This window comes from Streptomyces sp. NPDC038135 (genome assembly GCF_055601245.1).
In genome coordinates, this window is the sequence record NZ_JBVJXS010000002.1 from 34,107 (window position 1) to 60,123 (window position 26,017).

Below are 26,017 nucleotides of genomic sequence, written 5' to 3' on the forward strand. Positions count from 1 at the left end.
GCCCGAGGTAAGGGCGTCCGCGAGCGCGGCCCCACTGGGAGAACGAGCGTCCGGGGCCGGGGTTTCGGCGTTACGGCGTGGTCGCGGGCGCCTTGGGGGCCGCCTTCTTCGCCGGCCTGCGGGCCGGCTTGTCGCTCTTGTCGCCGGTGAAGGCCTCGTACTCCTTCAGTACGTCGTCCGTCGCCCCGTCCATGCGCAGCTCACCGCGTTCGAGCCACAGCACCCGCTCGCAGGTGTCCCGGATCGACTTGTTGTTGTGGCTGACCAGGAAGACCGTGCCCGCGTGCTTGCGCAGCTCGCGGATGCGGGCCTCGGAGCGCTTCTGGAAGGAGCGGTCGCCGGTGGCCAGGGCTTCGTCGATCAGCAGGACGTCGTGGTCCTTGGCGGCGGCGATGGAGAAGCGCAGCCGGGCCGCCATGCCGGAGGAGTACGTGCGCATCGGCAGGGTGATGAAGTCGCCCTTCTCGTTGATCCCGGAGAACTCGACGATCTCCTCGTAGCGCTGCTTGACCTCCTCGCGGGACATGCCCATGGCCAGGCCGCCGAGGTGGACGTTGCGCTCGCCGGTGAGGTCGTTCATCAGCGCCGCGTTGACGCCGAGGAGCGAGGGCTGGCCGTCGGTGTAGATGTGCCCGTTCTCCACGGGCAGCAGGCCGGCGACCGCCTTCAGCAGCGTCGACTTGCCCGAGCCGTTGGTGCCGATGAGGCCGATGGCCTCACCCTTGTAGGCGACGAACGACACCTTCTTGACGGCGTGCACCTTGCGCACGCCCGCCGCCTTCTCGGCCTGCTGGCGCCGCAACATGCGGTTGAGGGCCGCAGTGGCGGTGCCGCGCCCCGCACCGGTGCCGTTGACCCGGTAGACGATGTCGACCCGGTCGGCGACGACGGTGGGGATCTGCTCGCTGGTGGTCCCGGTCTGCTCAGCCACGGCCGTAGGTCTCCTCAGCCTTCCAGAAGTAGATGAAGCCGCCGACCCCGGCGAGCAGGGCCCAGCCCGTCGCGACCGCCCACACGTGCGGGGGCAGGGTGTGGAAGCTGTCGATCAGCGCGAACCGCATCAGGTCGATGTAGACGGCCGCCGGGTTCAGCTCCAGCAGCAGCTTGACGATGTGCGGCAGGTGGTCGTTCTTGTCGATCTTGTCGATGCTCCACATCACGCCGGACACGTACATCCAGGTCCGCAGCACGAACGGCATGAGCTGCGCGATGTCGGGGGTCTTGGCGCCCATGCGGGCCATGACCATCGACACGCCGGCGTTGAACGTGAACTGGAGCACCAGGGCGGGGATCGCCAGCACCCAGGAGGCGGCGACCGGGACGCCGAAGCAGAGCAGGATGACGACCAGCGCGGCCATCGAGAACAGCAGCTGCTGGAGCTGCTGGAGCGCGAAGGAGATCGGCAGCGCGGCGCGCGGGAAGTGCAGGGCGCGGACCAGGCCGAGGTTGCCGGCGATGGCCCGGGTGCCCGCCATGATCGAGCTCTGCGTGAACGTCCAGATGAACACGCCCGTGACCAGGAACGGCACGTAGTCGGGGACGTTGTGCTTGGTGCCGAGCAGCACGCCGAAGATGAAGTAGTAGACCGCCGCGTTCAGCAGTGGGGTCATGACCTGCCAGACCTGGCCGAGCTTCGCCTGGCTGTACTGGGCGGTGAGCTTGGCGGTGGCGAAGGCGGTGATGAAGTGGCGGCGAGCCCAGAGCTGCCGGACGTACGCCGGCAGGGAGGGGCGGGCGCCGCTGACCGTCAGACCGTGCCGGGCGGCCAGCGCCGCGAGGTCGTCCTCGGCCGGGACCTGGGTGGGGGGCGGTGTGTGGAGGACCTGACTCACATCCGCTGCTTTCGCTCGGGGGAGGGGGGTGCGTCCGGCGTTCGCCGGGCCTGAGCGGTCCCCGTCCGTCGTCCGGCGTTTCCTTACGCTTCTCTTCACGTTCTCTTACGTCGGGACGGGACCGTATCGTCGCAACGTGAGAGTAGAACCATCGAACGTCGGAACGCAACCGTTTCGTCGTAACGCCCTATGCTGGTCCGTATGACGACGAACGCCGACGAGACCCCGAAGCGTCCGCGCCGCCGGGCCCCAGCGGGGGCCGCCGTGCTCCGGGAGGACGTGACCGAGGCCATCCGGGCGGCCGTCTTCGAGGAGCTGGCGGCCGTCGGGTACGCCAGGATGTCCATCGAGGGGATCGCGCGGCGGGCCGGCGTCGGCAAGACGGCGGTGTACCGCCGGTGGCGTTCCAAGCTGCACCTGGTGCTGGACGTGGTCTCCGCGCTGGCCGTGCTGGGGCTCCCGGTCCCGGACACCGGCTCGCTGGAGGGCGACCTCCGCCTGCTCTACGGCATCACGTCCCGCGCCCTGCGCCACCCCGTCGCCTCGCAGATCATCCCCGACCTCCAGGCGGAGGCGGCCCGCAGTCCGGAGATCGCCGAGGCGCTGCAGAAGGCGGTGCGGGACGGCCAGGACTCGGTGGCCAGCAGGATCGTGGCCGCGGCGGAGCAGCGCGGCGAGGTGCGGTCCGGAGTGGACACCGACCTCGCCCTCGACCTGATCTCCGGGCCCCTCTACTGGCGCTCGGTGGTGATCCGTTCCCCCAAGCTCCCGAAGAACTACCTGGACGACCTGGCCCGCGCCACCGCGGCGGCCCTTACCGCGCTGTGACCGGGTCCGGAGGCCGGCGGACCCGGAGGCCGGCGGACCCGGAGGCCTGCGGGCCCGGCGGCCCGCTCCGGGGGCGCCCTAGGAGCGCGCCGCCTCCGGGTGCAGATGCGTCCAGCCCTCCCAGGCCGAGGCGATCATGTCCTGGACGTCGCGCTTGGCCCGCCAGCCCAGTTCGGTGCCGATGCGGTCGGCCGACCCCACCACGCGGGCGGGGTCGCCGGGGCGGCGGGCGGTGACGGTCGGGGGCCGGTCGTAGCCGGTGACCGCGTTGACCCGGTCGATCATCTCGCGCACCGACACGCCCTCGCCGCGGCCGATGTTGAGGGTCAGGTCGCGGCCCGGATCGGACTGCAGGGCGCGGGCGACCGTCACATGGGCCTCGGCCAGGTCGGCCACGTGGATGTAGTCGCGGACGCAGGTGCCGTCGGGGGTCGGGTAGTCGTCGCCGAAGATCCAGGGCGGCGCGCCCGCGGTGAGCTTCTCGAAGATCATGGGGACGAGGTTGGAGACGCTCGTGTCGGCCAGCTCGGGGGCGGCCGCGCCCGCGACGTTGAAGTAGCGCAGGGACGCGGTCGCGAGTCCGGTCGCCCGGCCCGTCGCGCGGACCAGCCACTCGCCGGCGAGCTTGGTCTCGCCGTAGGGGGAGAGCGGGCGGCAGGGGGTTTCCTCGGTGACCGGGTCCACGTCCGGCGTGCCGTACACCGCGGCGGACGAGGAGAACACGAAGGACGTGACCTCGGCCGCCACCGCGGCCTCCAGCAGGACGCGCAGACCCTCCACGTTCTCCCGGTAGTACCGCAGCGGCTGCTCCATCGACTCGCCCACCTGCTTCTTGGCCGCCAGGTGGACGACGCCGGTGATCTCGTGCGCGGCGAGCGTACGGGCCAGGGCCGCGGTGTCCAGGACCGAGCCCCGCACCAGGGGCACCCCGTCCGGCACGCGCGCCGCCGCGCCGGTGGACAGGTCGTCGTAGACCACCGTCCGCTCGCCCGCCTCGGCCATCGCGCGGACGACGTGCGCCCCGATGTAACCGGCGCCGCCGGTGATCAGCCAGGTCATAGCGACCGTCCCCTCGTCAGTGGCCGGCCGGTGGCGGCCGGCGGCTGTTGACTGCTGGACGTCAGTGAAGCAGGCGGCGCAGCCGGTCGCGGGCCACTGTGACGACTCCGTGTGTCCCGGCCGCCACGCGCAGTGCCAGAGCGCCGGAGTGCGTGGCGTACGGCTGGACCAGCAGCAGGCCGTGCCGGGCGCTCGGGACGACACGGCGGCGCAGCCGCCCGGCGCCCGCGAGGGCGTGCGCGGTGAGGTCGCGTGCCGTGCCGTCCGCGAACCGCACCGTCAGGCGCAGGTCCCAGGTGCCCGCTCCGAGCGCGGCCAGGTCGACGGGCGCCTCGGCCGACCAGCCCTCCGCTCCGGCGGGCGCGAGGGCCGTCGTGACGCGCTGGGCGGGCCGCCCGTCCTGCCGGGACCGCCACTCCACGTCCAGCTCCCGCGGTCCGGCCGCGGCCAGCCGTCCGTACAGCTCGTGCAGCCGCAGGCGGAGCCGGCTGTCCCGCGCGCGCGGGCGCAGTTCCGCGTCCAGCGCGAGGGGGAGGACGCCGGTGGGCCGGGTGAGCAGGGGCGCGAGGGTGACCTGGGGCAGCTCGGGTGACCAGACGGGTGTGCCGTCGGCGGTGCGGGCGTAGGGCGGCAGCAACCGGGCGGGGCGGGCGGCGAGTTCCCTGAGGCGTGGCAGGTCGCGCGGCTCGGGCGACTCCAGGACGACCCGGCCCAGCAGCCGCCCCGGGGCCGCCGGGTTCAGCTCCCAGTCGGCGGCGTCGTAGCGCGCCAGGTACTCACGGGTGTGCGCCCACCACGCGCGCCGGTAGTGCGCGTCGCGCAAGCCCAGTTCGCGCGCGTACATGCGCAGCTCGTGGTCGAGGAACTTGGCCCGCGCGGCCCGCGCCAGCACCTTCTGCCCGGCGCTCAGCAGGATGTCGTACGCCAGCGCGCACGCCTGCGTGCGCGCCTGCCAGTTGCCGATGTCCTCGCGGTCCAGGGAGAGCGAGAGCCGCTCGGCCGACCGGCGCACGTGCCACACGTACACGCGGTCCGGCACGAGCGCGACGCGCGGCGCGGCGGCCAGCACGCGCGCGGTGAAGACGAAGTCCTCGTAGAGGAAGCGGCCTTCGGGGAAGCGGATGCCGTGCTCGCGCAGGAAGCCGGTCCGGTAAAGCTTGTTGACGCACAGGGTGTCGTGGACGAGCCGGGGGCGCTGGGAGGGGCGCGCGAGGACGGCGGGCGCCGTGTAGAGCGCCGCCTGCCACGGCTGTTCGCGCCCGGAAGGCAGCTCCCGGCGCACGCAGAGGCCGCCCGCGACCTCGGCGCGCGCCTCGGTGGCGGCCGTCAGCAGCGCGTCCACCGCGCCGGGCGGCAGCACGTCGTCGCTGTCGAGGAACATCACGTACGGCATCGTCACCGCCTCGATCCCGGTGTTGCGCGGGGTGCCGCAGCCGCCGCTGTTCACGCCCCGGCGCACCACCCGCAGCCGGGGCTCCCCGGCGGCCAGCCGTTCCAGCAGCTCGGCGCTGCCGTCCGTCGAGCAGTCGTCCACGGCGACCACCTCGCCGACGGACGGTCCCTGGGCGAGCGCCGAGCGTACGGCGTCGGCGACGTGCGCGGCGTCGTCGTAGCCGATGACGACGACACCGACCTGGGGTGCCGGATGCGGGTCGTGCGGTTCTGTACTCATGGGGTCCACGGGCCGGAAACGTAGGAAAGTCTGTATTACCCCATTACAGGCCGCTCAGTGCTGGATCCGGGAGACGGTCGGAGTCCGGGCGGAGCCGCGTCGGGGGAGCCTGCTCTCCGGCCGGCGGCCTCGCCGAGCGCCACAGCCGGACGAAGGACAGCACCGCGGCCGCCGCCAGCAGCGCGTTGCGGGCCAGCATCAGCAGACAGCCGGTCCAGGTGCCGCCCACGACCTCGCGGTAGAGCATCGGGTAGGCCAGCGAGCTGAGCGCGCTCGCCGCGAGCAGCAGCACGGCCACCGGCCGCTGGCTGGTGTGCCGGGACGTCAGGCACACGGCGGCCAGGCCCAGCAGCCAGATCAGGTACTGCGGGCTGATGACCCGGCTGGTGACGGTGAACAGCAGCACCGCGGCGAGCGCGGCGTCGTACGGGGTGGCCGGACTCCAGTGCCGGGCCCGCAGCCGCCACAGCACCAGCAGCCCGAACGCGGCCGCCGTGAGCCCGAGGGAGAGGGTGGCCACGGCGTGCACGTACGGGCCGACCAGCTCGATCGCGCCGTACTGGTAGCGGGGCCGGCCGGGCCAGCCGGCATGGCGCGCCAGGTTGAGCGCGGTGCCGCCGAGCGACTCGATCTGCACGCCCCGGCCGCCCTGCTCCCGCAGGAACGCCAGCGGACGGCTGAACGAGACGGCGAGGAGGGCGAGGCCCAGACCTCCGCCGGCCGCCGCCCAGCCCCACGCCCGGCGGGTCGCGTCACCCCGGGGCGTGCCCAGCAGCACCAGCGCCGGCCACACCTTCACCAGCGCCCCCAGCGCCGCGAGGACGCCGCCCGCGCGCGGGGAGCGCCCCGACGCCAGCAGGGCGGCCACGGCGAGCGCGGTCACCTGCACGTCGTACCGGGCCAGCGGGATGTGCAGCAGCAGCGGCAGACCGCAGGTCCACAGGGCCGCGCCGAGCAGGCTCCCGCCGGGCCGAGCCCCGGCCCGGACCAGCGCCGCCGCGACGAGCGCGTCCGCGGCCAACGCCAGCGCCACGAACGACTGGAAGTACGTGAGCCACGGCAGCGCACCCGGCGCCAGCAGCACCACGCCCGCGCCCGGCGGGTACTGCCAGGTGCTGTCATGGGCCGGGAAGGCGCCGTGCGACAGCACGCCGTACCAGTGGAAGTACAGCCGCCACACCTCGCGCGGCACCGCGCCCCCGCCCAGCAGAGGCGAACTGTCGTGCGTGAGCAGCCACGACATCAGGGCGCGGGTGACGAGCCAGACGGCGGAGAGGGCGAGGACCGGGCCGGGGGTGACACGGAGACGGTTCATCACGCGCGAGCCTAATCCGGGCGTATGGTGTATCTGTGCCGATACGCCGTCATTCCCCGGCAAAGATTGGCTAATCGCAAAAGATCGGGCCGTGGTCAACCTCGGGTCTCCTCTGAAACCGCAGCCGCACGGCGAGACGCAAGCGGCGGCCGCCGTCCCCGTGGCCGGGCCCGCCCGGGTGCCGGGACGCGTCCGGCGGGCCGCCGCCGTCGGCGTGCCGGCGCTGGTGATGCTCGCGGTCGGCTGCTGGCGGCTCGACCGGGGCGGGATGTGGCGCGACGAGGCCGTCACCTTCCAGGTGGCCCGCCGTACGGTGCCGCAGATCTGGCGGTTGCTGCACGACGTGGACGCGGTGCACGGCCTGTACTACCTCCTCATGCACACCGTCCTGGCCGTGCACCCCGGCGAGGTCGTCCTCAGGCTGCCGTCGGTGTGCGCGGCGGCGCTGACCGCCGGCCTGGTCGCCGCGCTCGGCGCCCGGCTCGCGCGCCCGCGCGTCGGGCTCTGGGCGGGGCTGCTGTACGCCGTCTCGCCGATGGCCGGTCACTACGCCCAGGAGGGCCGCTCGTACGCGCTGGTCGCGGCCGGGGCCACGGGCGCGACCCTGCTGCTCGTGCGGGCGGTGCGCGGCGGCACCTGGTGGGCGTACGGCGCGGTCGTCGCCCTGACCTGCTGGCTGCACGAGTTCGCGGTGCTGCTGCTCCCGGCCCACGCGCTGTCGCTGGCGCTGACCCGGGTGGCGCCGCGGGTGTGGCGGGGCTGGGGGTGCGCGGCGGCGGCGGCCGGGCTCGGGCTGCTGCCGCTGGTGCTCGTGTCCCGGACCCAGTCGGCGCAGGTGGCGTGGCTGCGCACGCCGACGCGGGCGACGGCGCGGGGGCTGCTGCGCACCTTCCTCGGGCCGACGGACGGGGTGTTCTGGGTGTGCCTGGGTCTGGCGCTGGTGGGGCTCCTGGCGCTGGCCGGGCGGCGGGGGGAGCCGACGTGCGCGGGGATCGCCGCGCCGCTGGCCGTAGTGCCGCCGGCCGTGCTGATGCTGGTGTCGCAGGTGTCGCCGCTGTACGTCGACCGGTACGTGCTCTACGCCCTGTCGGGGGCGCCGCTGCTGGTGGCCGCCGGTGCCGATCGGCTGCTGCCGCTCCGCACCCGCACCCCGCTCGCCGCCCTGGCCGGCGCCGTCGCCGTCCTCCTGGCCCTCACCCACCAGCTCCCGCTGCTCCGCGCCGACCGCGACCCGGCCCGCCGCCCCGACGACCTCGCCGCCGTCGCCCGGGCCGCCGACCGGAAGCTGCGCCCGGGGGACCCGGTGCTGTTCCTGCCGGCGCGGACGCGGAACGCGGCCCTGGCCTACCCGGCGGCCTTCCGCGGCGCACGGGACCTGGCGCTGGCGGAACCGGCCGCCGGGTCCGGGACCCTCTACGGGCGGGAGGCCGGACCACCGGACCTGCGGCGCCGGATGGCCCGGCTGGAGCGCGTCTGGGCGGTCGCCGACCGGGGCCTGCTGGCCGGGCGGTGGACGCCGGGCAGCCCGGTCGAACGGACCAAGGCCGCCCTGCTGGCCCGGGATTTCGCGGTGGCCGAGGAGTCCGTGCGGGACGAGGTGGCCGTACGGCTCTACGTCCGCCGGGCCCGTCCCGGCCTCAGCGGGGCCCCGGAGCCTCCGCCGGCACCGCCGCGTCCAGCGCGCCGGTGAGCCGGTCAAGGCGCTCGCGCAGCTCGGCGATCTCCGCCAGGTCGAAGCCCGTGGCCGTCGCGATGCGGCGCGGCACCTCCAGGGCCCGCTCACGCAGCGCCGCGCCCTGCCCGGTCAGCCGTACCGACACCGAGCGCTCGTCCCGCGCGCTGCGCTCACGCGTGACGAGTCCGGCCGCCTCGAGCCGCTTGACCAGCGGCGACAGGGTCCCGGAGTCGAGCCGCAGGTGCTCCCCGAGCTTCTTCACCGGCAGATCGCCGTGCTCCCACAGCACGAGCAGCACCAGGTACTGGGGGTAGGTGAGCCCGAGGTCCTTGAGGATCACGCGGTACACGCCGTTGAAGGCGCGGGAGGCCGCGTGCAGGGAGAAGCAGATCTGGCGGTCCAGCCGCAGCCACTCGGAGTCCGGGGCGGCTTCGGTGGCCGGCGGGGTCGACGGGGTCGGCGAGGCGCTCATGGCTCCAGGGTAGCTCTCTCCCGCCATTCAGTTGTGCACAATTTAATTGTGTGCTCTACTTACAGCCGTGAGGCGGCCCCGACCGGAGCCGCCGGAACGCAACCGACTTCCAGAGGGATGGTCTTCATGGACGCGCTCTACACCGCTGTCGCCACCGCCACCCACGGCCGCGACGGCCGTGCCGTCTCCTCCGACGGCAAGATCGACGTCAAGCTGGCCCCGCCGGTGGAGCTGGGCGGCGACGGCCAGGGCACCAACCCGGAGCAGCTCTTCGCCGCCGGTTACGCCGCCTGCTTCGGCAGCGCCCTCGGCCTCGTCGGCCGCCAGGCGAAGGTCGACGTCACCGACGCCGCGGTGACCGCCGAGGTCGGCATCGGCAAGCAGGGCGAGGGCTTCGGCCTGAAGGTGACGCTGCGCGTGGAGCTGCCCGAGAGCGTGGACGAGGCGACCGGCCGCAAGCTGGTCGAGACCGCCCACCAGGTCTGCCCCTACTCCAACGCCACCCGCGGCAACATCGAGGTCGACCTCGTCATCGAGTAGCCGGACCCGTCACCGGCGGCCGGCCGGCCTCGTCTCAGGGGCCGGCAGTGGGCCGCCGACCGCCTGGCCGGGGATCCGCACGGACCCCGGCCCGGCCGGCATGCTCTCGCCGAGCAGCAGCGTCCGCACCACCCGCTCGGCGGCCCGCCCGTCGTCGAACTCGCAGAACCGGGCGCGGAAGTCCGCCCGCAGCCGCCGCGCCTCCTCGTCCCGCCACGCACCGGACGTGAACAGCCGGGCCAGTTCCCGCTCGGAGCGGGACACATGGCCCGGCGCCTGCGCCGTGACGTCGAAGTACGCGCCCCGGCTCGCGGTGAACGCGGCCCAGTCGTCGGCGTGCACCACGATCGGCCGGTCCAGGACGGCGTAGTCGAACATGATCGCGGAGTAGTCCGTGACCAGCGCGTCCGAGGCGAGCATCACCTCCTCGACGTGCGGCTCGTCCGTCGCGTCGACCAGCACCCCGCGCCGGGCCAGCTCGGTCAGGCCCATGCCGCGCGCCGGACCGGCCGCCAGCGTCGGGTGCAGCCGGACCACGAGGGTGCTGCCCTCGCCGAGGTCCGCCGCGAACCGGGCCAGGTCGATCCGGTCCACGTGCCCGCCGCGCCGGTAGTCCCGGCGGGTCGGCGCGTACAGCACGACCGTGTGGTCCGCCGGGATGCCGTGCCGCTGCCGGAAGCCGGCGCCCGCCCCCTCGGCCGCGCCGGCCAGCACGTCGTTGCGCGGGCTGCCGGTGCGCACCGAGGTGAAGTGGCAGGGGTAGGCCCGCTCCCAGACCAGCTCCGAATGCCGGTTGGCGACCAGGCTGTAGTCCCAGCGGTCGGCCCGGCGCAGCATCTGCGGCACGTCGAAGCCCAGCCGGGCGCCGGGCTTGTCCAGCAGATCGGCCCCCATGTACTTCAGCGGGGTGCCCTGGTGGGTGTGGATGTGCACGCTGCCGGGCCGTTTGACCAGCGCGCCGGGCCAGTTGACGTCGTTGACGAAGAACCTGGCGCGCGCGGTGATCTCCAGACAGCGCCGCGAGTCCACGAGCACGTGCTCGACGCCGGCCGGCAGCCGCGCGGCGGCCTCCTCGTCGCGCACCACCCACACCCCGCGCAGCCCCGGGGCGATCTCCAGCGCCTTGCGGTAGACGGCGGCCGGGTCGCCCAGCACACCCCGGTGCGAGGACGCCGAGTACACCACCAGGTTCTCGTCCAGCGGCCGGTGCGCGTGCAGCCGCGCCCAGCCGCGCCGGGCCCGGGCCCCGACGGCCCGCCGGGCCGGCGCCGCCCGCCGCACGGCCTCCCGCCCGGCCCGACCCGCCTGCCGCTTCAGCAGGTACCGCGCGTAGCCGCCCTCCAGCACCGCGACCTCACCGTCCACGAGGGCGCCCTCGGGCCGGTACCGGCGGAACATCTCCGCCGTGCGCCGGAAGAACTCGGCCCGGTCCGCCGGGGGCAGCCGGTCCGGCTTGGCGAGGACGTCCAGGCAGTGCTCGCCCATCTTGCGGTGCAAATACGGCCGCCAGGCCGCCAGCTCGGGGCGCCCGTCCACGAAGGCGAAGACCCGCTCGTACTGGTCGTGGATGTCGAAGTGCTTGCGGCTGGTGGTGGACAGGATGTTGCCCTGCCTGCGCTGCCGGTAGTTCAGGCAGATCCGGTCCAGCGCGGCGATCCGCCGGGCGCTGAGCATCACCGGAAAGGTCCAGGGGGTGTCCTCGTAGTACCCGGGCGGGAACTCGAAGCCGTTCTCCTCGACGAAGCCGCGCCGGTAGACCTTGTTCCACACCACCATCAGCAGGTCCAGGATCTCCGGCCGGCCGGCGGCCGTGAACTCCTCCGCGCCGGCCTCGGCCAGCACGTGCGCCAGGGCGTTGCGCCGGGTGCCGCCCCACCAGTAGGTGCGCGCGTAGTCGAAGACCAGCACGTCCGGGTCGTCGGCCTCCGCCAGCCGGTCGGCCATGGCGCCCAGCGCGCCCGGAGTCAGCGTGTCGTCGCTGTCCAGGAAGAACAGGTAGTCGCCGGTGGCGTGCGGCAGTCCCGCGTTGCGGGCCCGGCCCAGACCGGCGTTCTCCGGCAGGTGCAGCACCCTCACCCGCGGGTCGCGGGCCGCGTACTCGTCCAGGATCGCGCCGCAGCCGTCCGGGGAGCGGTCGTCCACGGCGATCACCTCGAAGTCGCCGAAGGACTGCTCCAGCACCGAGTCCAGGCACTCGCGCAGGAAGCCCTGCACCTTGAAACAGGGGACGATGAGACTGAAGCGGGGCACGGGTCAGCTCCTCACGAGGGTCGCGGCGGCGGGGGCGGGGACGCGCTCGGCGAGCGGCGTCACCGGTGCGATCGCCTCCGGCGGCTCCCCGAGCAGCACCCGCCGTACGACGCGTTCGGCGGCCCGCCCGTCGTCGAACTGGCAGAACCGCTCACGGAACGCGCTCCGCAGCGCCGTGGACTCCGGGCCCGCCCAGGAGCCGTCGCGGAAGATCCGGGCCAGCTCGCCGGGGGTCCGGGCGACCGGCCCCGGCGGCCCGGCCGGCAGGTCGAAGTAGACGCCCCGCGTCTCCCGGTAGACCTCCCAGTCGTCGGCGTACACCACGATCGGCCGGTCCAGGTTGGCGTAGTCGAACATGATCGACGAGTAGTCCGTGACCAGTGCGTCCGCCGCCAGGCACACGTCCTCCGAGGAGCGGTGCGCGGTGACGTCGATGACCCGTCCGGAGCCCGCCGGGCGCCCCACGTCGTAGAAGTAGTGGGCGCGCAGCAGGACGACGACGTCCTCGCCGGCCGCCTCGCAGAACGCCTCCAGGTCCAGGCCGGGTTCGAACCCGGTGTGGTGGTCGCGGTGGGTCGGCGCGTACAGCACGGCCGTCGCGCCCTCGGGCACGCCCAGCTCCCGGCGGACGCGGGCGACGTCGTCGGCGGTCGCCGTGTAGTAGACGTCGTTGCGCGGATAGCCGTACTCCAGGTGCTCGTACGAGCCGGGGAAGGCGCGCTCCCACATCTGGGTGGAGTGGCTGTTGGAGGACAGGTTGAAGTCCCAGCGGTCCACCCGGCCCAGCAGCTTGGTGTAGCTGCCGGACCGCGCCGCCACCACCGGGTACGTCGACTGGTCGACCCCCATCGTCTTCAGCGGGGTGCCGTGCTGGGTCTGCAGGTGCACGCTGCCCGGCCGCTTCACCACGCCCTCCGCGAAGTTGGCGTTGTTGACCAGGTACGTGGCCCGGGCCAGCACCTCCCAGTAGCGGCGGGAGCCGATCACCGCGTGGTCGACGCCCTCCGGCATCGCATGGACGTGGTCCGCCTCGACCAGGAACACCGAGCGGATGTGCGGGGCGAGCTCCCGGGCCTTGGCGTGGACGGCGGCCGGGTTGCAGGCGTATCCCCGCCCCCAGTAGGCGCAGAACACCGCGAGCCGGGGGTCGAGGGGCCGGCGCAGGTCGCGTGCGTAGCGCAGCCGGGTGCGCACCATGCGCGGGCGCGGCAGCCGCTCGGCGGCCCGGGAAGCCACCCGGTTGGCGCCCCGCAGCGCCCGGAACGCGGTGTACGCGCCCGCCGCCAGCAGCCGGTGCTGCACCCCCAGGCTGCCCGCGGGCCTGCGGTGCCCGGCCGGCCGGTGCGTCCGGTGGAGCCGCCCGGCCCGGCGGAAGAAGGCGCGGTGCCCGGAGGGCAGCCGCTCCGGGCGCGACGCCGTCTTCAGCACGTGCGCGAAGAGCTGGTCGAACAGGGGCCGCGCCCGCTCGGCGGACAGCCCCGCCACGGCGGCCCGGGTCAGCACCAGTTCCACCTGGTCCAGCAGCGTGTGCTGGTGCGGCCCGGGCAGGTTGAGCCGGCTGCCCTGGCGGCGCGACCGGTGCCGTACGACGGCCCGGCGCAGCACCGCGATCCGCCCGGCGGCGATGCCGGTCAGCCCGCTCCAGCCGAGGTCGGTGAAGTGGCCTTCGGGGAAGAGCAGTTCGTGCTCGGTGAGGAAGGCCCGGCGGTAGGCGGTGCCCCACACCGGCAGCCGCACGCCGGTCAGCTCCGGGCACCGGTCCGGGGGGAAGGCACCCTTCGGCGCCTTCGCGAGCAGCGGCGCGGCCGGGTTGGCCGGCTCGCCCTCCCACCAGGGCGTCCGCTCGTGCTCCGTGTACATCACGTCGACGCCCGCGGTCTCGGTCAGCCGCGCGTCGAGGGCCGCCAGCGCACCCGGCAGCAGCAGGTCGTCGCCGTCGAGGAACAGCACGTACGCGCCGCCCGCCGCCCGCAGCCCGGTGTTCCGCGCCCCGCTCAGACCGGCCGACGGCGGCGAGTGGACCGGGTTCACCCGCGAGTCCCGCTCGGCGTGCGCCGCGGCCACCGCGGCGGCCGGGGAGTCCGGTGCGTCGCAGACCGGGATCAGCTCGAGGTCGCCGAAGGACTGGCCGAGGACCGAGTCCAGCGCCTGGGACAGCCGGCCGGCGACCCCGTGGGACGGGACGATGATGCTGAAGCGGGGCATTCTGCTCTTTTCGTTGGCTTACCGACACGCGTCTGCCCGCCGACGCGACTCGGCCGTCCGGCGGGACGCCAGGTGGACGGCCGGACGGGAGTGGGCCGCGTCGTGCCGAGGGGCATGGGAACTCCCGGAATGACCAACGCTGTTCAGCGGCTCTCGGTGACGGGGTGCGGGCCGGAAGGTTGCGGCACGGTGACGAGCGGGGAACGCGGCGGCGCCGCCGCGGCCGACGGCGCCGGCCTGCGTTCGGCGAGCGGGACGAACGCCGGCAGCCCCTCCGTCTGGCCCAGCACGATCCGCCGTACGACCCGTTCGGCGGCGTGCCCGTCGTCGTACGGGCAGAACCGCTCCCGGAAGGCCGCCCGCAGCCGGCCGGAGCCGGAGTCCCGCCACCGGCCGGTGGCGAAGACGTCGATCAGCTCGTCCTCGCCGGCGGCGACCGCGCCCGGCGGGAAGGCGCGCAGGTCGAAGTAGACGCCCCTGGTCGCCGCGTAGGTGTCCCAGTCCCCGGTGTGCACGACGATCGGCCGGTCGAGGCAGGCGTAGTCGAACATCAGCGACGAGTAGTCGGTGAGCAGCGCGTCCGAGGCCAGGCACAGGGACGCCACGTCCGGGTGCCCGGAGACGTCGATGATCCGGCCGTCCGCCACCGGGGAGCCGGCGTGCGGGGCGGGGGAGCGGTCGAGGACGACGAAGCGCGGACCGAGCCGGCGCTGGATCAGCTCCAGGTCGAGCAGCGGACGCTGGGTGCGGAGGTGGTCGCGGTGCGCGGGCGCGTACAGGACGGCGACCGCGCCCTCCGGGACGCCCAGCGACTCGCGCAGCCGGGTGACGTCCGCGGAGGTGGCCCGCTGGAGGACGTCGTTGCGCGGGGAGCCGTACTCCAGCGTGGTGTAGCGGCCCGGGTACACCCGCTCCCAGGTCAGGGTGGTGTGCCGGTTGCCGGACAGTACGTGGTCCCACTGGTCGACGCCCCGCAGCAGCTCCTCGAAGTCGGTGCCCCGGGCGGCCGCCGGGCGCTCCTGCAGATCCAGGCCCCGGTGGCCGAGCGGGGTGCCCTGCTCGGTCTGGACGAAGACCTGGCCCGGGCGCTTGCGCAGTCTGGGGCCGAAGTGGGCGTCGTGCACCAGGTACTTGGAGCGGGCCAGCGCCGTCCAGTAGCCGGCCGTGCCCGGGAGCAGCCGGCCCGCACCCGGCGGAACCGCGTGCCGGTGCTCGGGGCGGGCGACCCAGGCCGTGCGGATGTGCGGGGCGTGCGTGCGGAACGCCTCCTCCAGCGCGCCCGGCCCGCCGCCGGGCCCCTCCTGGGCGGCGAACACCGCGCGGTCGGCGCGCAGCGGCAGGCGGAGCTGGACCCGGTAGTGCAGCCGGAGCGCACCGGCCCGGAGGGCGCGGGTGAGCCTGCGCGCGTGCGTCAGCGAGCGGCGCCGGAGGGCGGCGGCCAGGCGCAGGGCGCGGAAGGTGCGGTGCAGGCCGAAGCGGACCAGGGCGTGCCGCAGCCGGGAGCGGGCCGGCACCGCGGCGCCGGGGACGCGGTAACGGCGGTAGTGGGCCCGGGCGCGGCGCAGGAACTCGGCGCGGCTGCCGCGCGGCAGCCGGTCCCGGCGGGAGAGGACCGTGACGTAGTGGTCGATCATCCGGCCGAACAACTCCGCACGCCAGCGGTCCAGTTCCGGATGCCGGTCGACGTGGGCGAACACCCGGTCGTACTGCTCGAAGACGTCGAAGTGCCTGCGGCTGGTGGTGCCCAGGATGTTGCCCTGCCGGCGCTGCCGGTAGTGCACGCACACCCGGTCCAGGGTGGCGATCGACTCCGCCGCCATCAGGGCCGGGAAGGTCCAGGGAGTGTCCTCGTAGTAGCCGGGCGGGAACGACAGGCCCCGCTCCTCGACGAACTCCCGCCGGTACGCCTTGTTCCAGGCGACCATCAGCACCCGCAGCAACCCCGGACGGTCCTCGAGGCGGAACGGCGCCGGGCCCCGCTCGGTCAGCTGGGCGGCCACCTGGTTGCGCACCGCCTCGCCCGTCCAGAAGGTGCGCGCGTAGTCGAAGACCAGGAGGTCCGGGTCGCCGGTCTCCTCGATCCGGTCGGCGATCGCCCGCAGCGCGCCCGGGGTGAGGGTGTCGTCGCTGTCGAGGAAGAGCAGGTAGTCGCCCGTCGCCCCGGCCATGCCGGCGTTGCGGGCGCGGCCCAGGCCCTGGTTCTCCGCCAGGTGCACGACCCGCACGCGGGCGTCGCGGGCCGCGTACTCGTCGGCGATCGCGCCGCAGGCGTCCGGCGAGCAGTCGTCCACGACGATCAGTTCGAGATCGGGGTACGACTGGGAGAGCACCGAGTCCAGGCACTCGGAGAGGTACGCCTGGACCTGGTACGCGGGGACAATCACAGTGAACCTGGGCACGGGACATCCATGGGTCGGTCGGCACGGGCGTCTGGCCCGGGAACGGCCGATGGAGTGAATTGGTTACGGCGTGTACGGCGTTCGGGGGACACCGCGAACGCACGCACCGGCCGCACGCCGAGGGGCGGGCCCCGGCGGGCCCGCCCCAGGAAAACCGTGCTGTCGGTGACTACTTGACCGCGCCCGCCATCACTCCGGACACGAACTGCCGCTGGAACGCGAAGAACACCGCCAGCGGGATCACCATCGAGATGAACGCGCCGGGCGCCAGCACGTCGATGTTGTTGCCGAACTGCCGTACCTGCGTCTGCAGGGCGACCGTGATCGGCTGCGAGCCGGACTTGGTGAACACCAGGGCGACCAGCATGTCGTTCCACACCCACAGGAACTGGAAGATGCCGAGGCTCGCGATCGCGGGGCCGCCGAGCGGCATCACCACCCGTGTGAACAGCCGCAGTTCACCGGCGCCGTCCAGCCGGGCCGCCTCCAGGAGCTCCCTGGGGATCTCCGCGAAGAAGTTGCGCAGCAGGAACACCGCGAACGGCAGGCCGAAGCCGACGTGGAACAGGATCACCCCGAGGATGGTCCCGAACAGCCCGATCTTCCCGAACAGTTCCGCGATCGGGATCAGCGCCACCTGCACCGGGACCACCAGCAGGCTGACCACGCCGAGGAACCACCAGTCCCGGCCGGGGAACTCCATCCACGCGAAGGCGTAGCCCGCGAGCGAGCCGATCACCACGACCAGGATCGTCGCCGGGACCGTGATCAGCACGGTGTTCACCAGGGAGTTGGTGATGTCGCCGTTCTCCAGCAGCTTCTGGTAGCTGTCGAGGGTCAGCTGGGACGGCTTGGCGAATACCTGCCACCAGCCGCTCGCGCTCATGTCCTCCGGCGCGCGCAGCGAGGAGATGAGCAGACCGATGGTCGGCACCAGCCAGAACAGGCCCACGAGGAGCAGGAAGAAGCGGACCAGTCCGCCGCTGAGCCGCCCGGTGATCCGCGCGGCCCACGACTGCCGGGCCCGCACGGCCGTGTCGGTGGGTGTCACCTTCCCGATCCTTCCGGCAGTCGCCGTCATCCCCGCACCTCCCGCCTCAGCCGGCGGATGTCGCTGTGCCCTCCCGGGGGACGACCCCCGGACCCCCGGCCGTGCCGAGGCGCACGCGTCCTCATCGCCGCACCTCCCGCCTCAGCCGGCGGATGTTGAACAGCATCACCGGGATCACCAGCAGCAGCAGGAACACCGCGATCGCGCTGGCGATGCCGGGCTGGCCCTCCGCGAAGCCCTTGCGGTACAGCTCCAGGGCCAGCACGTTGGCGTCGTCCTGGGAGGAACCGGGGGCGATGATGTAGACGAGGTCGAAGACCTTCAGCACGTTGATCATCAGCGTGACCACGACCACCGCGAGGACCGGCGCGAGCAGCGGCACGGTGACCTTGCGGAACACCTGCCACTCGTTGGCGCCGTCCACGCGCGCCGCCTCCAGCAGCTCCCGGGGCACGCCCGCGAGCCCCGCCGCGATCAGCACCATCGCGAAGCCCGCCCACATCCACACGTACGACCCGATGACCGCCGGGGTGACCAGCGCCGGGCCGAGCCAGTCGACGCCGTTGTACGGCTCCTTGAAGTTGCTCGCCGGCAGCCGCAGCAGCGCCCCGTCGGCCGCCGCGGGCAGTGTGAAGGTGCCGTCACCGGCCGCCTCGGTGGAGGCCACCACCTTGCCGTCCTTCACCGCCTCGATCCGCATCCCCGCGTAGCCCAGTTCGGACGGGTCCGGCGAGCCCAGCCTGCCGACGCCCTTGCCGCGCGTGAAGTCCTGCCAGGCGGTGCCGGTGACCTTCCCCGGCTCGGCCCCGGCGGCCGCGGCCTTCTTCGCGCCGTCCGGCATCTGGTCCGGCGCCACCCCGACGAGCGGGAGCGTGACCGGCTGCCCGGCGCGCACGGGGGCCGAGGTGACGAACCCGCCCGCGTCCGCCTTCAGCGGCGAGTCACGGCCCGGGTGCGCCTTCGGGAACGCCGACGACTGGGCGAAGGTGTCGTGCACGCCCACCCACACCGCGTTGGCGACGCCCTTGTCCGGGTCCTGGTCGTACACCAGCCGGAAGATGATCCCGGCCGCCAGCATCGAGATCGCCATCGGCATGAAGACGACCAGCTTGAACGCCGTTCCCCAGCGGATCCGTTCGGTCAGCACCGCGAAGATCAGACCGAGCGCGGTGGAGACCGTCGGCGCGAACACCACCCAGATGATGTTGTTCTTCAGGGCCGTGCGGATGCCGTCGTCCGTGAACAGCGCCTTGTAGTTGTCGAACCCGGCGAAGCCGTCGCCGGAGGCGTTGTAGAAGCTGCGGACGACCGAGTACCCGATCGGGTAGACCACGAGCGCGCCGAGCAGCACCAGGGCGGGCAGCAGGAACAGCGCTGCCACGGCCCTGCGGGTGCCGGTCACGCTCTTGCGGCTCTTGGGCGCGGCCGGGCCCGGTGGGGCCCCGGCCGCCGCTGCCGACGCCATGGCCGGATCAGCTCCCGTTCCCGTACGCGGCCGCCGCGTCCTTCTCGAGCTGTGCCTGGGTGCCCGCCACGTCCTTCGGGTTCTTCAGGAAGTCCTGCAGGTCCTTCCACTCGCCCTTGCCGGGGGTGCCGCCGAACGCCTGCGGGGCCTGGTCGGACATGTCGAAGCGGAAGTCGTCGCCGGAGGCGATCAGCGCCTTGGCGATGGTGCGCTGCACCTCGTTCGGGTACGCCGACTCCGCCACGTTCTTGTTCGGCGAGAGGTAGCCGCCGAGCTTGGCCTGGATGGTCGCCGCGTCCGGGGAGGCCAGGAAGGTGGCCAGGGCCTGCGCCGCCTTGGAGTCCTTCAGCACGACGGCCGCGTCACCGCCGGAGACCACCGGCGCGGTGGAGCCCACGGCGGGGAACGGGAACACCTTCGCGTCCGTGCCCACCTTCGCCTTGGTGTCGCCGATGTTGACCTGCGCGAAGTCGCCCTCGTAGACCATGGCGGCCTTCGGCTGGTCGCCGCCGGTGAAGGTCTGCGTGACGGAGGCCGGGAACTCGGTCTGCAGCGCGCCGTCCGCGCCGCCCGCCACGTAGTCCTTCTTGCCCCAGATCTGGGCGAGCGTGGTGAGCGCCTGCTTCACCGACGGGTCGGTCCACTTGATCTTGTGCTGGGCGAGCTGGTCGTACTTCTCCGGGCCGGCCTGGGAGAGGTAGACGTTCTCGAACCAGTCCGTCAGCGTCCAGCCGTCGGCGCCGCCGACCGAGAACGGGGTGACCCCGGAGTCGTACACCGCCTGCGCGGTGGTCAGCAGGTCCTGCCAGTTCTTGGGCTCCTTGGCGCCCGCGTTCTCGAAGGCCTTGGCGTTGTACCAGATCAGCGACTTGTTGGCGGCCTTGTAGTAGACGCCGTAGCTCTTGCCGTCGACCTTGCCGATGTCCTGCCAGCCCTGCGAGTAGTTCTTCCGCAGCTCCTTGAGCGCGTCCGCGCCGAGCGGCTTCGCCCAGCCCTTCTGCACGGCCTGCTTGATCGCGCCCGGCTGCGGCAGCAGCGCCACGTCCGGCGGCTGACCACCCGCGATCTTGGAACCCAGGAAGTTGATGATCGGGTCCTGGGCGGGCACGAACGTCACCTTCGCGCCGGTGCGCTTCTCGAACTCCGCGAGGACCTTCTTGAAGTTCGCCTGTTCGGTGCCGGTCCAGACGGCGGCGACCTCGAGCTTCTCGCCGTTCAGCTTCGGCAGGGTGAGGGTGGAGCCGGTGGCTCCGCCGCCCGTGTCGCCGTCGCCCTTCTTGTCGCTGTCGCCGCCGGAGCAGGCGGACAGCGCGAGGGCTCCCGCGACCAGTGCGGCGAGTGTGGTGACGGCCCTGTGTGTCCGGATGGTGCCGCTGTTGCTGCGCATCACTTCCCCGTTCGTCGTTCTCCGTTGAACGTCAGAACTCTGTCCCGTCCGGTCCGGTCTACGCCGGGCCGGACGGGGGCGGCAAGAGCGCCTGCGCCGTCCAGCGGTCCATCGTGACCGGCTCGTGATCAACGGGGTATGCGCGGCCGCCCCGGGGCGGTCCGTCAGAGCAGCGAGGGCACCTCCGCCGCGGCGACCTCGCGGGCCGCCCGCTGCACCGCGCTGGCCAGCAGGGCCAGGTCGGTCGGGCCGTTGCCCAGTTCCCGCACCGGCCGGCGGGCCGGCGGATCGCCCATGCGCTGCCACTCCAGCGGCACCACCGTGGGCCGCTGGGTCGCGGTGCGCGGGATACGGCCGGTGACCCGGCCGCCCTGGAAGCCGACCGCCCGTCCGTCCGGGTACGTCAGCCGGCCCCGCCCCGGCGCCGGCTCCCCGCCGGGCTCGCCGGCGCGCTCGGCCGCGGCGGAGCCCGTGCGTCCGGCGGCCGGCGCGTCCAGCGTGATGCGCAGGGTGGCCCTCCTGGCCGGTTCCGTCTCCGCCGTGCGGCCGCCCGTGCCGGCCGTCGCCACCAGGTGCACCCCGAGCCGCTCGCCCTCCCGGGCCACCGCCTCCAGCGCACGCAGCACCGAGCCGGCGGCCGGCCGGCCCGGCGAGCCGAGCGCGGGGGACACCAGCGCGTCGAGGTCGTCGACGACCACCACAAGCCGGGGCAGCGGCGGCGCGGCCTCGGCGCGCTGCCGCGCGGCGGCGCCGGGCCGCAGCCGCAGCGTGGAACTGGGCGGCGTCTCTATGTCCCCGGCCGCGTCCGCCGTGCCGGAACCGGCGGCGGCGGTGCGGCCGTTCGGCCCGCGCTGCGCGACGATCCGGCCCGGCATCTCGCGCCCGGTGTGCCACTGGGCGAAGTCCGCCAGGCCCAGCAGCTCCGCACGCCGCTTCAGCTCCGCAGTCAGCGACTGCGCGAACTCCCGCATGCGCACGGGGTCGTTGGCGATGAGGTGGGTCGTCACATGGGGTATGTCGGTGCAGACGCGCAGTCCTTCGCCGCGCCCCGCGCCGGTGCCGACGCCGTCCCGGCCGTCGATCAGCACCATGCCCAGCCGGTCGGGCCGTTCGGCGGCGGCGAGCGAGGCGGCCACCGTCCGCAGCAGCTCGGTACGGCCGCTGCCGGCCGGCCCCTCGATCAGCAGATGCGGCCCGTCGGCGACCAGGTCGACGGTGAGCGGTCCGTGCGGCCCGGCGCCCAGCACCGCCCTGGCCCGGCCGGCCGGGGACGCCGTGTCGTCGGCCGCGTCCGCCCAGCGGGCCATCAGCGAGGCCGGGGTGGCCCGGGCCAGACCCAGTTCGTCCAGCAGCCGCGCGGACGTCGGCAGCGGTACGGCCACGCGCGCGTGCGGCTCGGCGAGCGGGCCGTCCGGCCGCAGCGGAGCCAGCGCCCGCGCGAACCGCTCGGCCCAGGCGGGGGAGACGGCGTCGACGGTGGCGAGGGTGCCCGGGCCGACCGGACCGGTGGGCGCGACCCGCATCAGATGGAGGGCGCCGGCGACGTCACCGCCGAGCAGGGCGACGGCCCCGCAGTGCCGGAAGGTGGGCGTGGCCTCGCAGGCGGTCTCGTAGGTCCGGGTGACGGGGGAGGCGGCGGAGGCGGGCTCGGTCTCGGCGAGGCACACCACGTGGATCCCGGCCCGCGGCCCGGCCACGGCCAGCCGCGCCAGGGACTCCCGCAGGGCCGCGCCTCCGGGGTCCCCGTCCACGACCACGACCGTGTACGGCCCCGGGAAGCCGCCGGTTCCCGCCGGGCCGGCGTCCTCCCTGGCCCACGAGGGGCGGCGGGCGGCCGTCGGGGCGTCCGCGGGTCCGGTGGCGGCCGGCGGCGGGACCGGGGTGGCGTCGCCGGCCGTGTCCGGTCGGGCGCCGCCCGCCGGTGCGGTGAAGGCGGCCGCCGTGCCGAGCACCGTGCCGGTGGCGGAGGCCGGTCCGGCGGGGAGGGCCGGGTCCGGGCCGGGGTGGTGGCCCGGGCCCGGGTGGGCGTCGTGCCGCCGCTGACCCGGTACGGAGGCGGCGCCGGGGTGCGCGATGCCGCCGCTCCCGGGGACGCCGTGCTCGGGCGAAGTCGAAGCCGAAGCCGAAGCCGTCCGGGGCGGGGCCGGCTGGGCCGTGCCGCGGCCCGTCGCCGCGTACTCCTCGACCCGGCGCAGCAGTTCCTCCGTGCGGGCCGCGGCCTGCTCGCGGTCGTGGGCGAGCAGCAGCCGGCAGTCCTGCCCGTGGCCGGGGCGGACGTGCGGCAGCCAGCCGAGCCAGGACCACTCGGCCGTGCGCTCCTCCACCGGGCGGGCGCGGTCCGCGCTGATCAGCACGATCTCCAGCAGGTCGGGGGAGTGCAGCGCGGCGAGCTGGGCCAGCACCGCCCGGGCCAGCCCGGACAGCCGCGGGCGCGGCCCGGCCAGGCCCAGCGCGCCCGCCTCGCGCAGCGCGGCGGTCACCGGCACGGCGGGCAGCACGCCCGAGCCGTCCGGCGCGCCCCGGTCCGCCGTGCCGAGCCGCACGGTCAGCGCCTCCGGGTGCCCGGGGCCCCGCTCCCACAGCCGGGGGCCCGGGCCCAGCGCGGTCAGCAGCAGCGCGGCCGGGTCCGGCCAGGTCTCGGGCCGCTGAGGGGCGCCGGTGTGCGCGGCGGCGGTCCCGCCGCCCGCCGCGCCGTACTCCTCCGGCGGGCCGGCCGGCTGCTCGCCGCGCCCGCCCGCCAGCCGGCGCGCCCAGGCGCCGAGCCCGCCGCGCCGCCGCACTCCCGGCGGCACGTCGGTGCCCCGCAGGGGCGTGCCCTTACGGGTGCCGTGGCCGGCGTCCTCGGGGAACTCCGGACCGCCGGGCAGGCCGACGCCGTGCGGTCCGGCGTGCGTGTCGCCGCCCGCGCCGTACGGAGCGTCCAGGCGCTCCGCGCTCGGCGCCTCCGCCTGCCCGGGCACCAGGGGCTCGACCCGGGTGTGGTCGTGGCCGACGGCGTGGTCCGCCGTGCCGTACGCGTGCCGGGTGGGCCCGTCCGGGTCCGGGCCGCCCGCGGCGGCCGGCGGCTCCACGCGCGCGTGCTCCTCCGGGCCGCCCGGGAGCACCCGCAGGCACCCCTCCCCGTCCGGCACCGTCGCCGTGCGCGCCCCGGGTCCCCCGGACGGCGTAACGCGCAGGGCGGACTCGCCGATCCGCAGCAGCGCGCCCGCGGGGAACCGCACCGGGCGCTCGCCCACGCGCGTGCCGCCCAGGGTGGTGCCGTTCGTGGAGCCGAGGTCGGTGACCGAGACCCGGCCGTCGGCGCCGACCGTGACCGCGCAGTGCAGCCGGGAGACGTCCGGGTCGTCCAGCGGGACGTCGGCGTCGGCGGAGCGGCCGACGGTGATCCGGCCGCCGTGCAGCAGATGGACCCCGCCCGCGTCCGGCCCGGCGACCACGTGCAACTGGGTCGGGGCGTCGTCCAGTTCGGGATGCGGCTCGGGGGCCGCCGGGGCGCCCAGGGACAGCACGGCGCCGTCGACCAGCGGGGGCTCGCCCAGGACGCGGCGGCGCGCGTCCAGCCGCTCCGCGCCCGCGTACAGCACCACGGGGGCGCCGCCGGTGTCCCGGCCCGCGCCGCCCTCACCGGCGACCGCCGCCGCCAGTCCCGACGCCACCGCGGCCAGATCCGTGCCCGCGGGCGCCGTCACCAGCACGTCGCGGCTCACGGCGCGGCCCCGCTGCGGGGACGGGCCCAGCGGATCTACGACGGTCAGCCGGATCTGCATCGCCGTCAGCGGTCCCTTCTGCCCGGGCGCGGACTACCCCACCCCCCGCACGAGCACGTCGGCCAGTACTGCACGCATCCTCGCACCTGTCACTGACAACGTGCCCACGACCCGGTACCAAGTGATCTTGATTGGTCAGCTCTGCCCCCAAAAGTGCCTGACCAGTGGTGCGCCGATGATCAGTTGAGATCGGTCACGTGCGGCGCCCGGCAACCAGGAAGCGGAGGCGAGCGTCTTCCCTTGGAACCAGGAGCCCTGGGCCGGACCCCGACAGGCGGGGTCCGGGCGGACCGGCGAACATCGTCGGGAACGCTTACGTAGTGCCCAGTGGACCGGCACTACAGTGGGCCGGAACACCAGAACACCGGCAAGCAAGCAGCAGGGAGCGCGTGACGTGCGGCCAGTCGGCAGCAAGTACCTGCTCGAGGAGCCGCTCGGACGCGGCGCCACGGGCACCGTCTGGCGTGCCCGCCAGCGCGAGACGGCGGGTGCCGAGGCGGCCGTGCCCGGCCAGCCGGGCGAGACGGTCGCGATCAAGGTCCTCAAGGAGGAGCTGGCGAGCGACCCGGACATCGTGATGCGCTTCCTGCGCGAGCGGTCCGTCCTGCTCCGGCTCACCCACCCGAACATCGTGCGGGTGCGCGACCTGGTCGTCGAGGGCGATCTGCTGGCCCTGGTCATGGACCTCGTCGACGGCCCCGACCTGCACCGCTACCTGCGCGAGAACGGCCCCTTCACGCCCGTCGCCGCCGCGCTGATGACCGCGCAGATCGCCGACGCCCTCGCCGCGAGCCACGCCGACGGCGTCGTCCACCGCGACCTGAAGCCCGCCAACGTGCTGCTCCAGCAGTACGAGGGCCGCATGCACCCGATGCTGACCGACTTCGGCATCGCCCGCCTCGCCGACTCCCCGGGCCTGACCCGCACCCACGAGTTCGTCGGCACGCCCGCGTACGTCGCGCCGGAGTCCGCCGAGGGCCGCCCGCAGACCTCGGCCGTCGACGTGTACGGCGCCGGCATCCTGCTGTACGAGCTGGTCACCGGCCGTCCGCCGTTCTCCGGCGGCAGTGCCCTCGAAGTGCTGCACCAGCACCTGAGCGCCGAGCCGCGCCGCCCCTCCACCGTCCCGGACCCGCTGTGGACGGTCATAGAGCGCTGCCTGCGCAAGAACCCCGACGAGCGGCCCAGCGCCGAGAACCTCGCGCGCGGGCTGCGGGTCGTCGCCGAGGGCGTCGGCGTGCACGCGAACGCCGCCCAGATCGCCGCCGCCGAGGGCGTGGGCGCCCTGCTCGCCCCCGACCCGGCCCCGGCCGCCGTCCCCGGGGTGCCCGGCGCCGCCGACCCCACCCAGGTACTGCCGACGAACGCGCCCCAGGGCGGGTACGACCCCAACTCCGCGACCAGCGTCCTGCCCCACACCGGCGGTCCGGCCGGCGCCGCCGACCCCACCGCCGTACTGCCGAACACCGGCGCCGCGGACCCCACGGCGGTGCTGCCGAACACCGGCCCGCAGGGACAGCAGCCCGACCAGCCGCACCCCTGGCAGAACCAGTTCCGCGCCGCCCGGGACCGCAACGAGCAGACGCAGGTCCAGTACCTCGGCCCCGACGAGGACCCGCTGCGCCGCCGCCCCCAGCGCCAGGTCGCCCGGCCTCAGCAGCAGCCGCGCCAGCCCCAGCAGGGGCGCCCGCAGCAGCCGCAGCAGCGCGGCCGGCAGCAGCCGCACGCCGGATACGGCTACCCGGACCAGCCCCAGCAGTACGCCCCGCAGCGGCAGCCGCAGCGGCAGCCCCAGCGTTACGCGCCCCCCGCCCCCGAGCCGCAGCGCCCCGCGCGCGAGCCCCGGGCGCCGCGGCAGCGCAGCGCCAACCCGATGAAGATCCCCGGACTCGGCTGCCTCAAGGGCTGCCTGTTCACGATCGTCATCCTGGTCGTCGCGAGCTGGCTGGTCTGGGAGCTGACCCCGCTGCACACCTGGGTCGGCCAGGGCAGGGGCTACTGGTCCCAGCTCAGCGACTGGGCCGGGCAGGTGGGCGACTGGATCAAGCAGCTCGACAGCTCCTCCGGCGGCGGCAACTGAACGCGAGTTTGGGAATTTGT

At 74.5% G+C, this 26,017-nt stretch carries 17 protein-coding genes; 4 read left to right on the forward strand and 13 right to left on the reverse strand.

Annotation, left to right across the window (positions count from 1 at the left end; all coding sequences use genetic code 11):
• Positions 1-70: 70 nt before the first annotated feature.
• Both ACZ7JA_RS04510 and ACZ7JA_RS04515 read right to left on the reverse strand, forming a co-directional pair.
• A complete protein-coding gene (locus tag ACZ7JA_RS04510) occupies positions 71-931 on the reverse strand; it encodes an ABC transporter ATP-binding protein (RefSeq protein WP_389306225.1) in 861 nt (286 codons plus the stop codon).
• On the reverse strand, positions 924-1,832 hold the full coding sequence (locus ACZ7JA_RS04515; protein ID WP_351665359.1) for an ABC transporter permease: 909 nt from the start codon (positions 1,830-1,832) through the stop codon (positions 924-926). The genes ACZ7JA_RS04510 and ACZ7JA_RS04515 overlap by 8 nt, the downstream gene beginning before the upstream one ends.
• Positions 1,833-2,033: 201 nt before the next feature.
• On the opposite strand from ACZ7JA_RS04515, the gene ACZ7JA_RS04520 reads away from it, so the two are divergent.
• On the forward strand, positions 2,034-2,660 hold the full coding sequence (locus ACZ7JA_RS04520; RefSeq protein WP_450749425.1) for a TetR/AcrR family transcriptional regulator: 627 nt from the start codon (positions 2,034-2,036) through the stop codon (positions 2,658-2,660).
• Positions 2,661-2,738: 78 nt separating this feature from the next.
• Here the strand turns inward: ACZ7JA_RS04520 and galE are convergent, their stop codons facing one another.
• The 3 genes from galE to ACZ7JA_RS04535 form a co-directional block, all read right to left on the reverse strand.
• The gene (galE, locus tag ACZ7JA_RS04525) at positions 2,739-3,719 is read right to left on the reverse strand and encodes a UDP-glucose 4-epimerase GalE (RefSeq protein ID WP_389306229.1); all 981 of its coding nucleotides are present in this window, start codon (positions 3,717-3,719) and stop codon (positions 2,739-2,741) included.
• A gap of 61 nt (positions 3,720-3,780) precedes the next feature.
• The gene (locus ACZ7JA_RS04530; RefSeq protein WP_470807174.1) at positions 3,781-5,391 is read right to left on the reverse strand and encodes a glycosyltransferase family 2 protein; all 1,611 of its coding nucleotides are present in this window, start codon (positions 5,389-5,391) and stop codon (positions 3,781-3,783) included.
• 43 nt (positions 5,392-5,434) lie between these two features.
• Positions 5,435-6,706 carry a glycosyltransferase 87 family protein gene (locus ACZ7JA_RS04535; protein WP_470807175.1) on the reverse strand — a complete coding sequence of 424 codons (1,272 nt, stop codon included), beginning with the start codon at positions 6,704-6,706 and terminating at the stop codon, positions 5,435-5,437.
• A gap of 229 nt (positions 6,707-6,935) precedes the next feature.
• On the opposite strand from ACZ7JA_RS04535, the gene ACZ7JA_RS04540 reads away from it, so the two are divergent.
• Positions 6,936-8,396, forward strand: a complete 1,461-nt coding sequence (locus ACZ7JA_RS04540; protein ID WP_470807707.1) for a glycosyltransferase family 39 protein — start codon at positions 6,936-6,938, stop codon at positions 8,394-8,396.
• Here ACZ7JA_RS04540 and ACZ7JA_RS04545 read toward each other — a convergent pair.
• Positions 8,344-8,853, reverse strand: coding sequence for a MarR family winged helix-turn-helix transcriptional regulator (locus ACZ7JA_RS04545; RefSeq protein ID WP_470807176.1), 510 nt, complete (start codon positions 8,851-8,853; stop codon positions 8,344-8,346). The genes ACZ7JA_RS04540 and ACZ7JA_RS04545 overlap by 53 nt on opposite strands.
• Positions 8,854-8,979: 126 nt before the next feature.
• Here ACZ7JA_RS04545 and ACZ7JA_RS04550 point away from each other — a divergent pair, with 126 nt between their 5' ends.
• Positions 8,980-9,393: an organic hydroperoxide resistance protein gene (locus ACZ7JA_RS04550; RefSeq protein ID WP_383022996.1), complete on the forward strand. Its 414-nt coding sequence runs from the start codon at positions 8,980-8,982 to the stop codon at positions 9,391-9,393.
• 9 nt (positions 9,394-9,402) lie between these two features.
• On the opposite strand, the gene ACZ7JA_RS04555 is transcribed toward ACZ7JA_RS04550, so the two are convergent.
• The 7 genes from ACZ7JA_RS04555 to ACZ7JA_RS04585 form a co-directional block, all read right to left on the reverse strand.
• Positions 9,403-11,643, reverse strand: coding sequence for a bifunctional glycosyltransferase/CDP-glycerol:glycerophosphate glycerophosphotransferase (locus tag ACZ7JA_RS04555; protein ID WP_470807178.1), 2,241 nt, complete (start codon positions 11,641-11,643; stop codon positions 9,403-9,405).
• Between the two features lie 3 nt (positions 11,644-11,646).
• Complete coding sequence (locus ACZ7JA_RS04560; RefSeq protein ID WP_470807179.1) at positions 11,647-13,848, reverse strand: bifunctional glycosyltransferase/CDP-glycerol:glycerophosphate glycerophosphotransferase; 2,202 nt, start codon at positions 13,846-13,848, stop codon at positions 11,647-11,649.
• A 143-nt stretch (positions 13,849-13,991) separates the two neighbouring features.
• Entirely contained in the window at positions 13,992-16,247 is a 2,256-nt protein-coding gene (locus ACZ7JA_RS04565; protein ID WP_470807181.1) for a bifunctional glycosyltransferase/CDP-glycerol:glycerophosphate glycerophosphotransferase, read from the reverse strand.
• Between the two features lie 169 nt (positions 16,248-16,416).
• The gene (locus tag ACZ7JA_RS04570) at positions 16,417-17,328 is read right to left on the reverse strand and encodes a carbohydrate ABC transporter permease (protein WP_389306242.1); all 912 of its coding nucleotides are present in this window, start codon (positions 17,326-17,328) and stop codon (positions 16,417-16,419) included.
• Positions 17,329-17,419: 91 nt separating this feature from the next.
• On the reverse strand, positions 17,420-18,763 hold the full coding sequence (locus tag ACZ7JA_RS04575) for a carbohydrate ABC transporter permease (protein ID WP_389453666.1): 1,344 nt from the start codon (positions 18,761-18,763) through the stop codon (positions 17,420-17,422).
• A gap of 7 nt (positions 18,764-18,770) precedes the next feature.
• Entirely contained in the window at positions 18,771-20,150 is a 1,380-nt protein-coding gene (locus ACZ7JA_RS04580) for an ABC transporter substrate-binding protein (RefSeq protein ID WP_351665337.1), read from the reverse strand.
• A 164-nt stretch (positions 20,151-20,314) separates the two neighbouring features.
• Entirely contained in the window at positions 20,315-23,917 is a 3,603-nt protein-coding gene (locus ACZ7JA_RS04585; protein WP_470807183.1) for an FHA domain-containing protein, read from the reverse strand.
• Positions 23,918-24,311: 394 nt separating this feature from the next.
• Between ACZ7JA_RS04585 and ACZ7JA_RS04590 the strand changes: the two genes are divergently transcribed.
• On the forward strand, positions 24,312-25,997 hold the full coding sequence (locus ACZ7JA_RS04590) for a serine/threonine-protein kinase (protein ID WP_470807184.1): 1,686 nt from the start codon (positions 24,312-24,314) through the stop codon (positions 25,995-25,997).
• Positions 25,998-26,017: the final 20 nt, after the last annotated feature.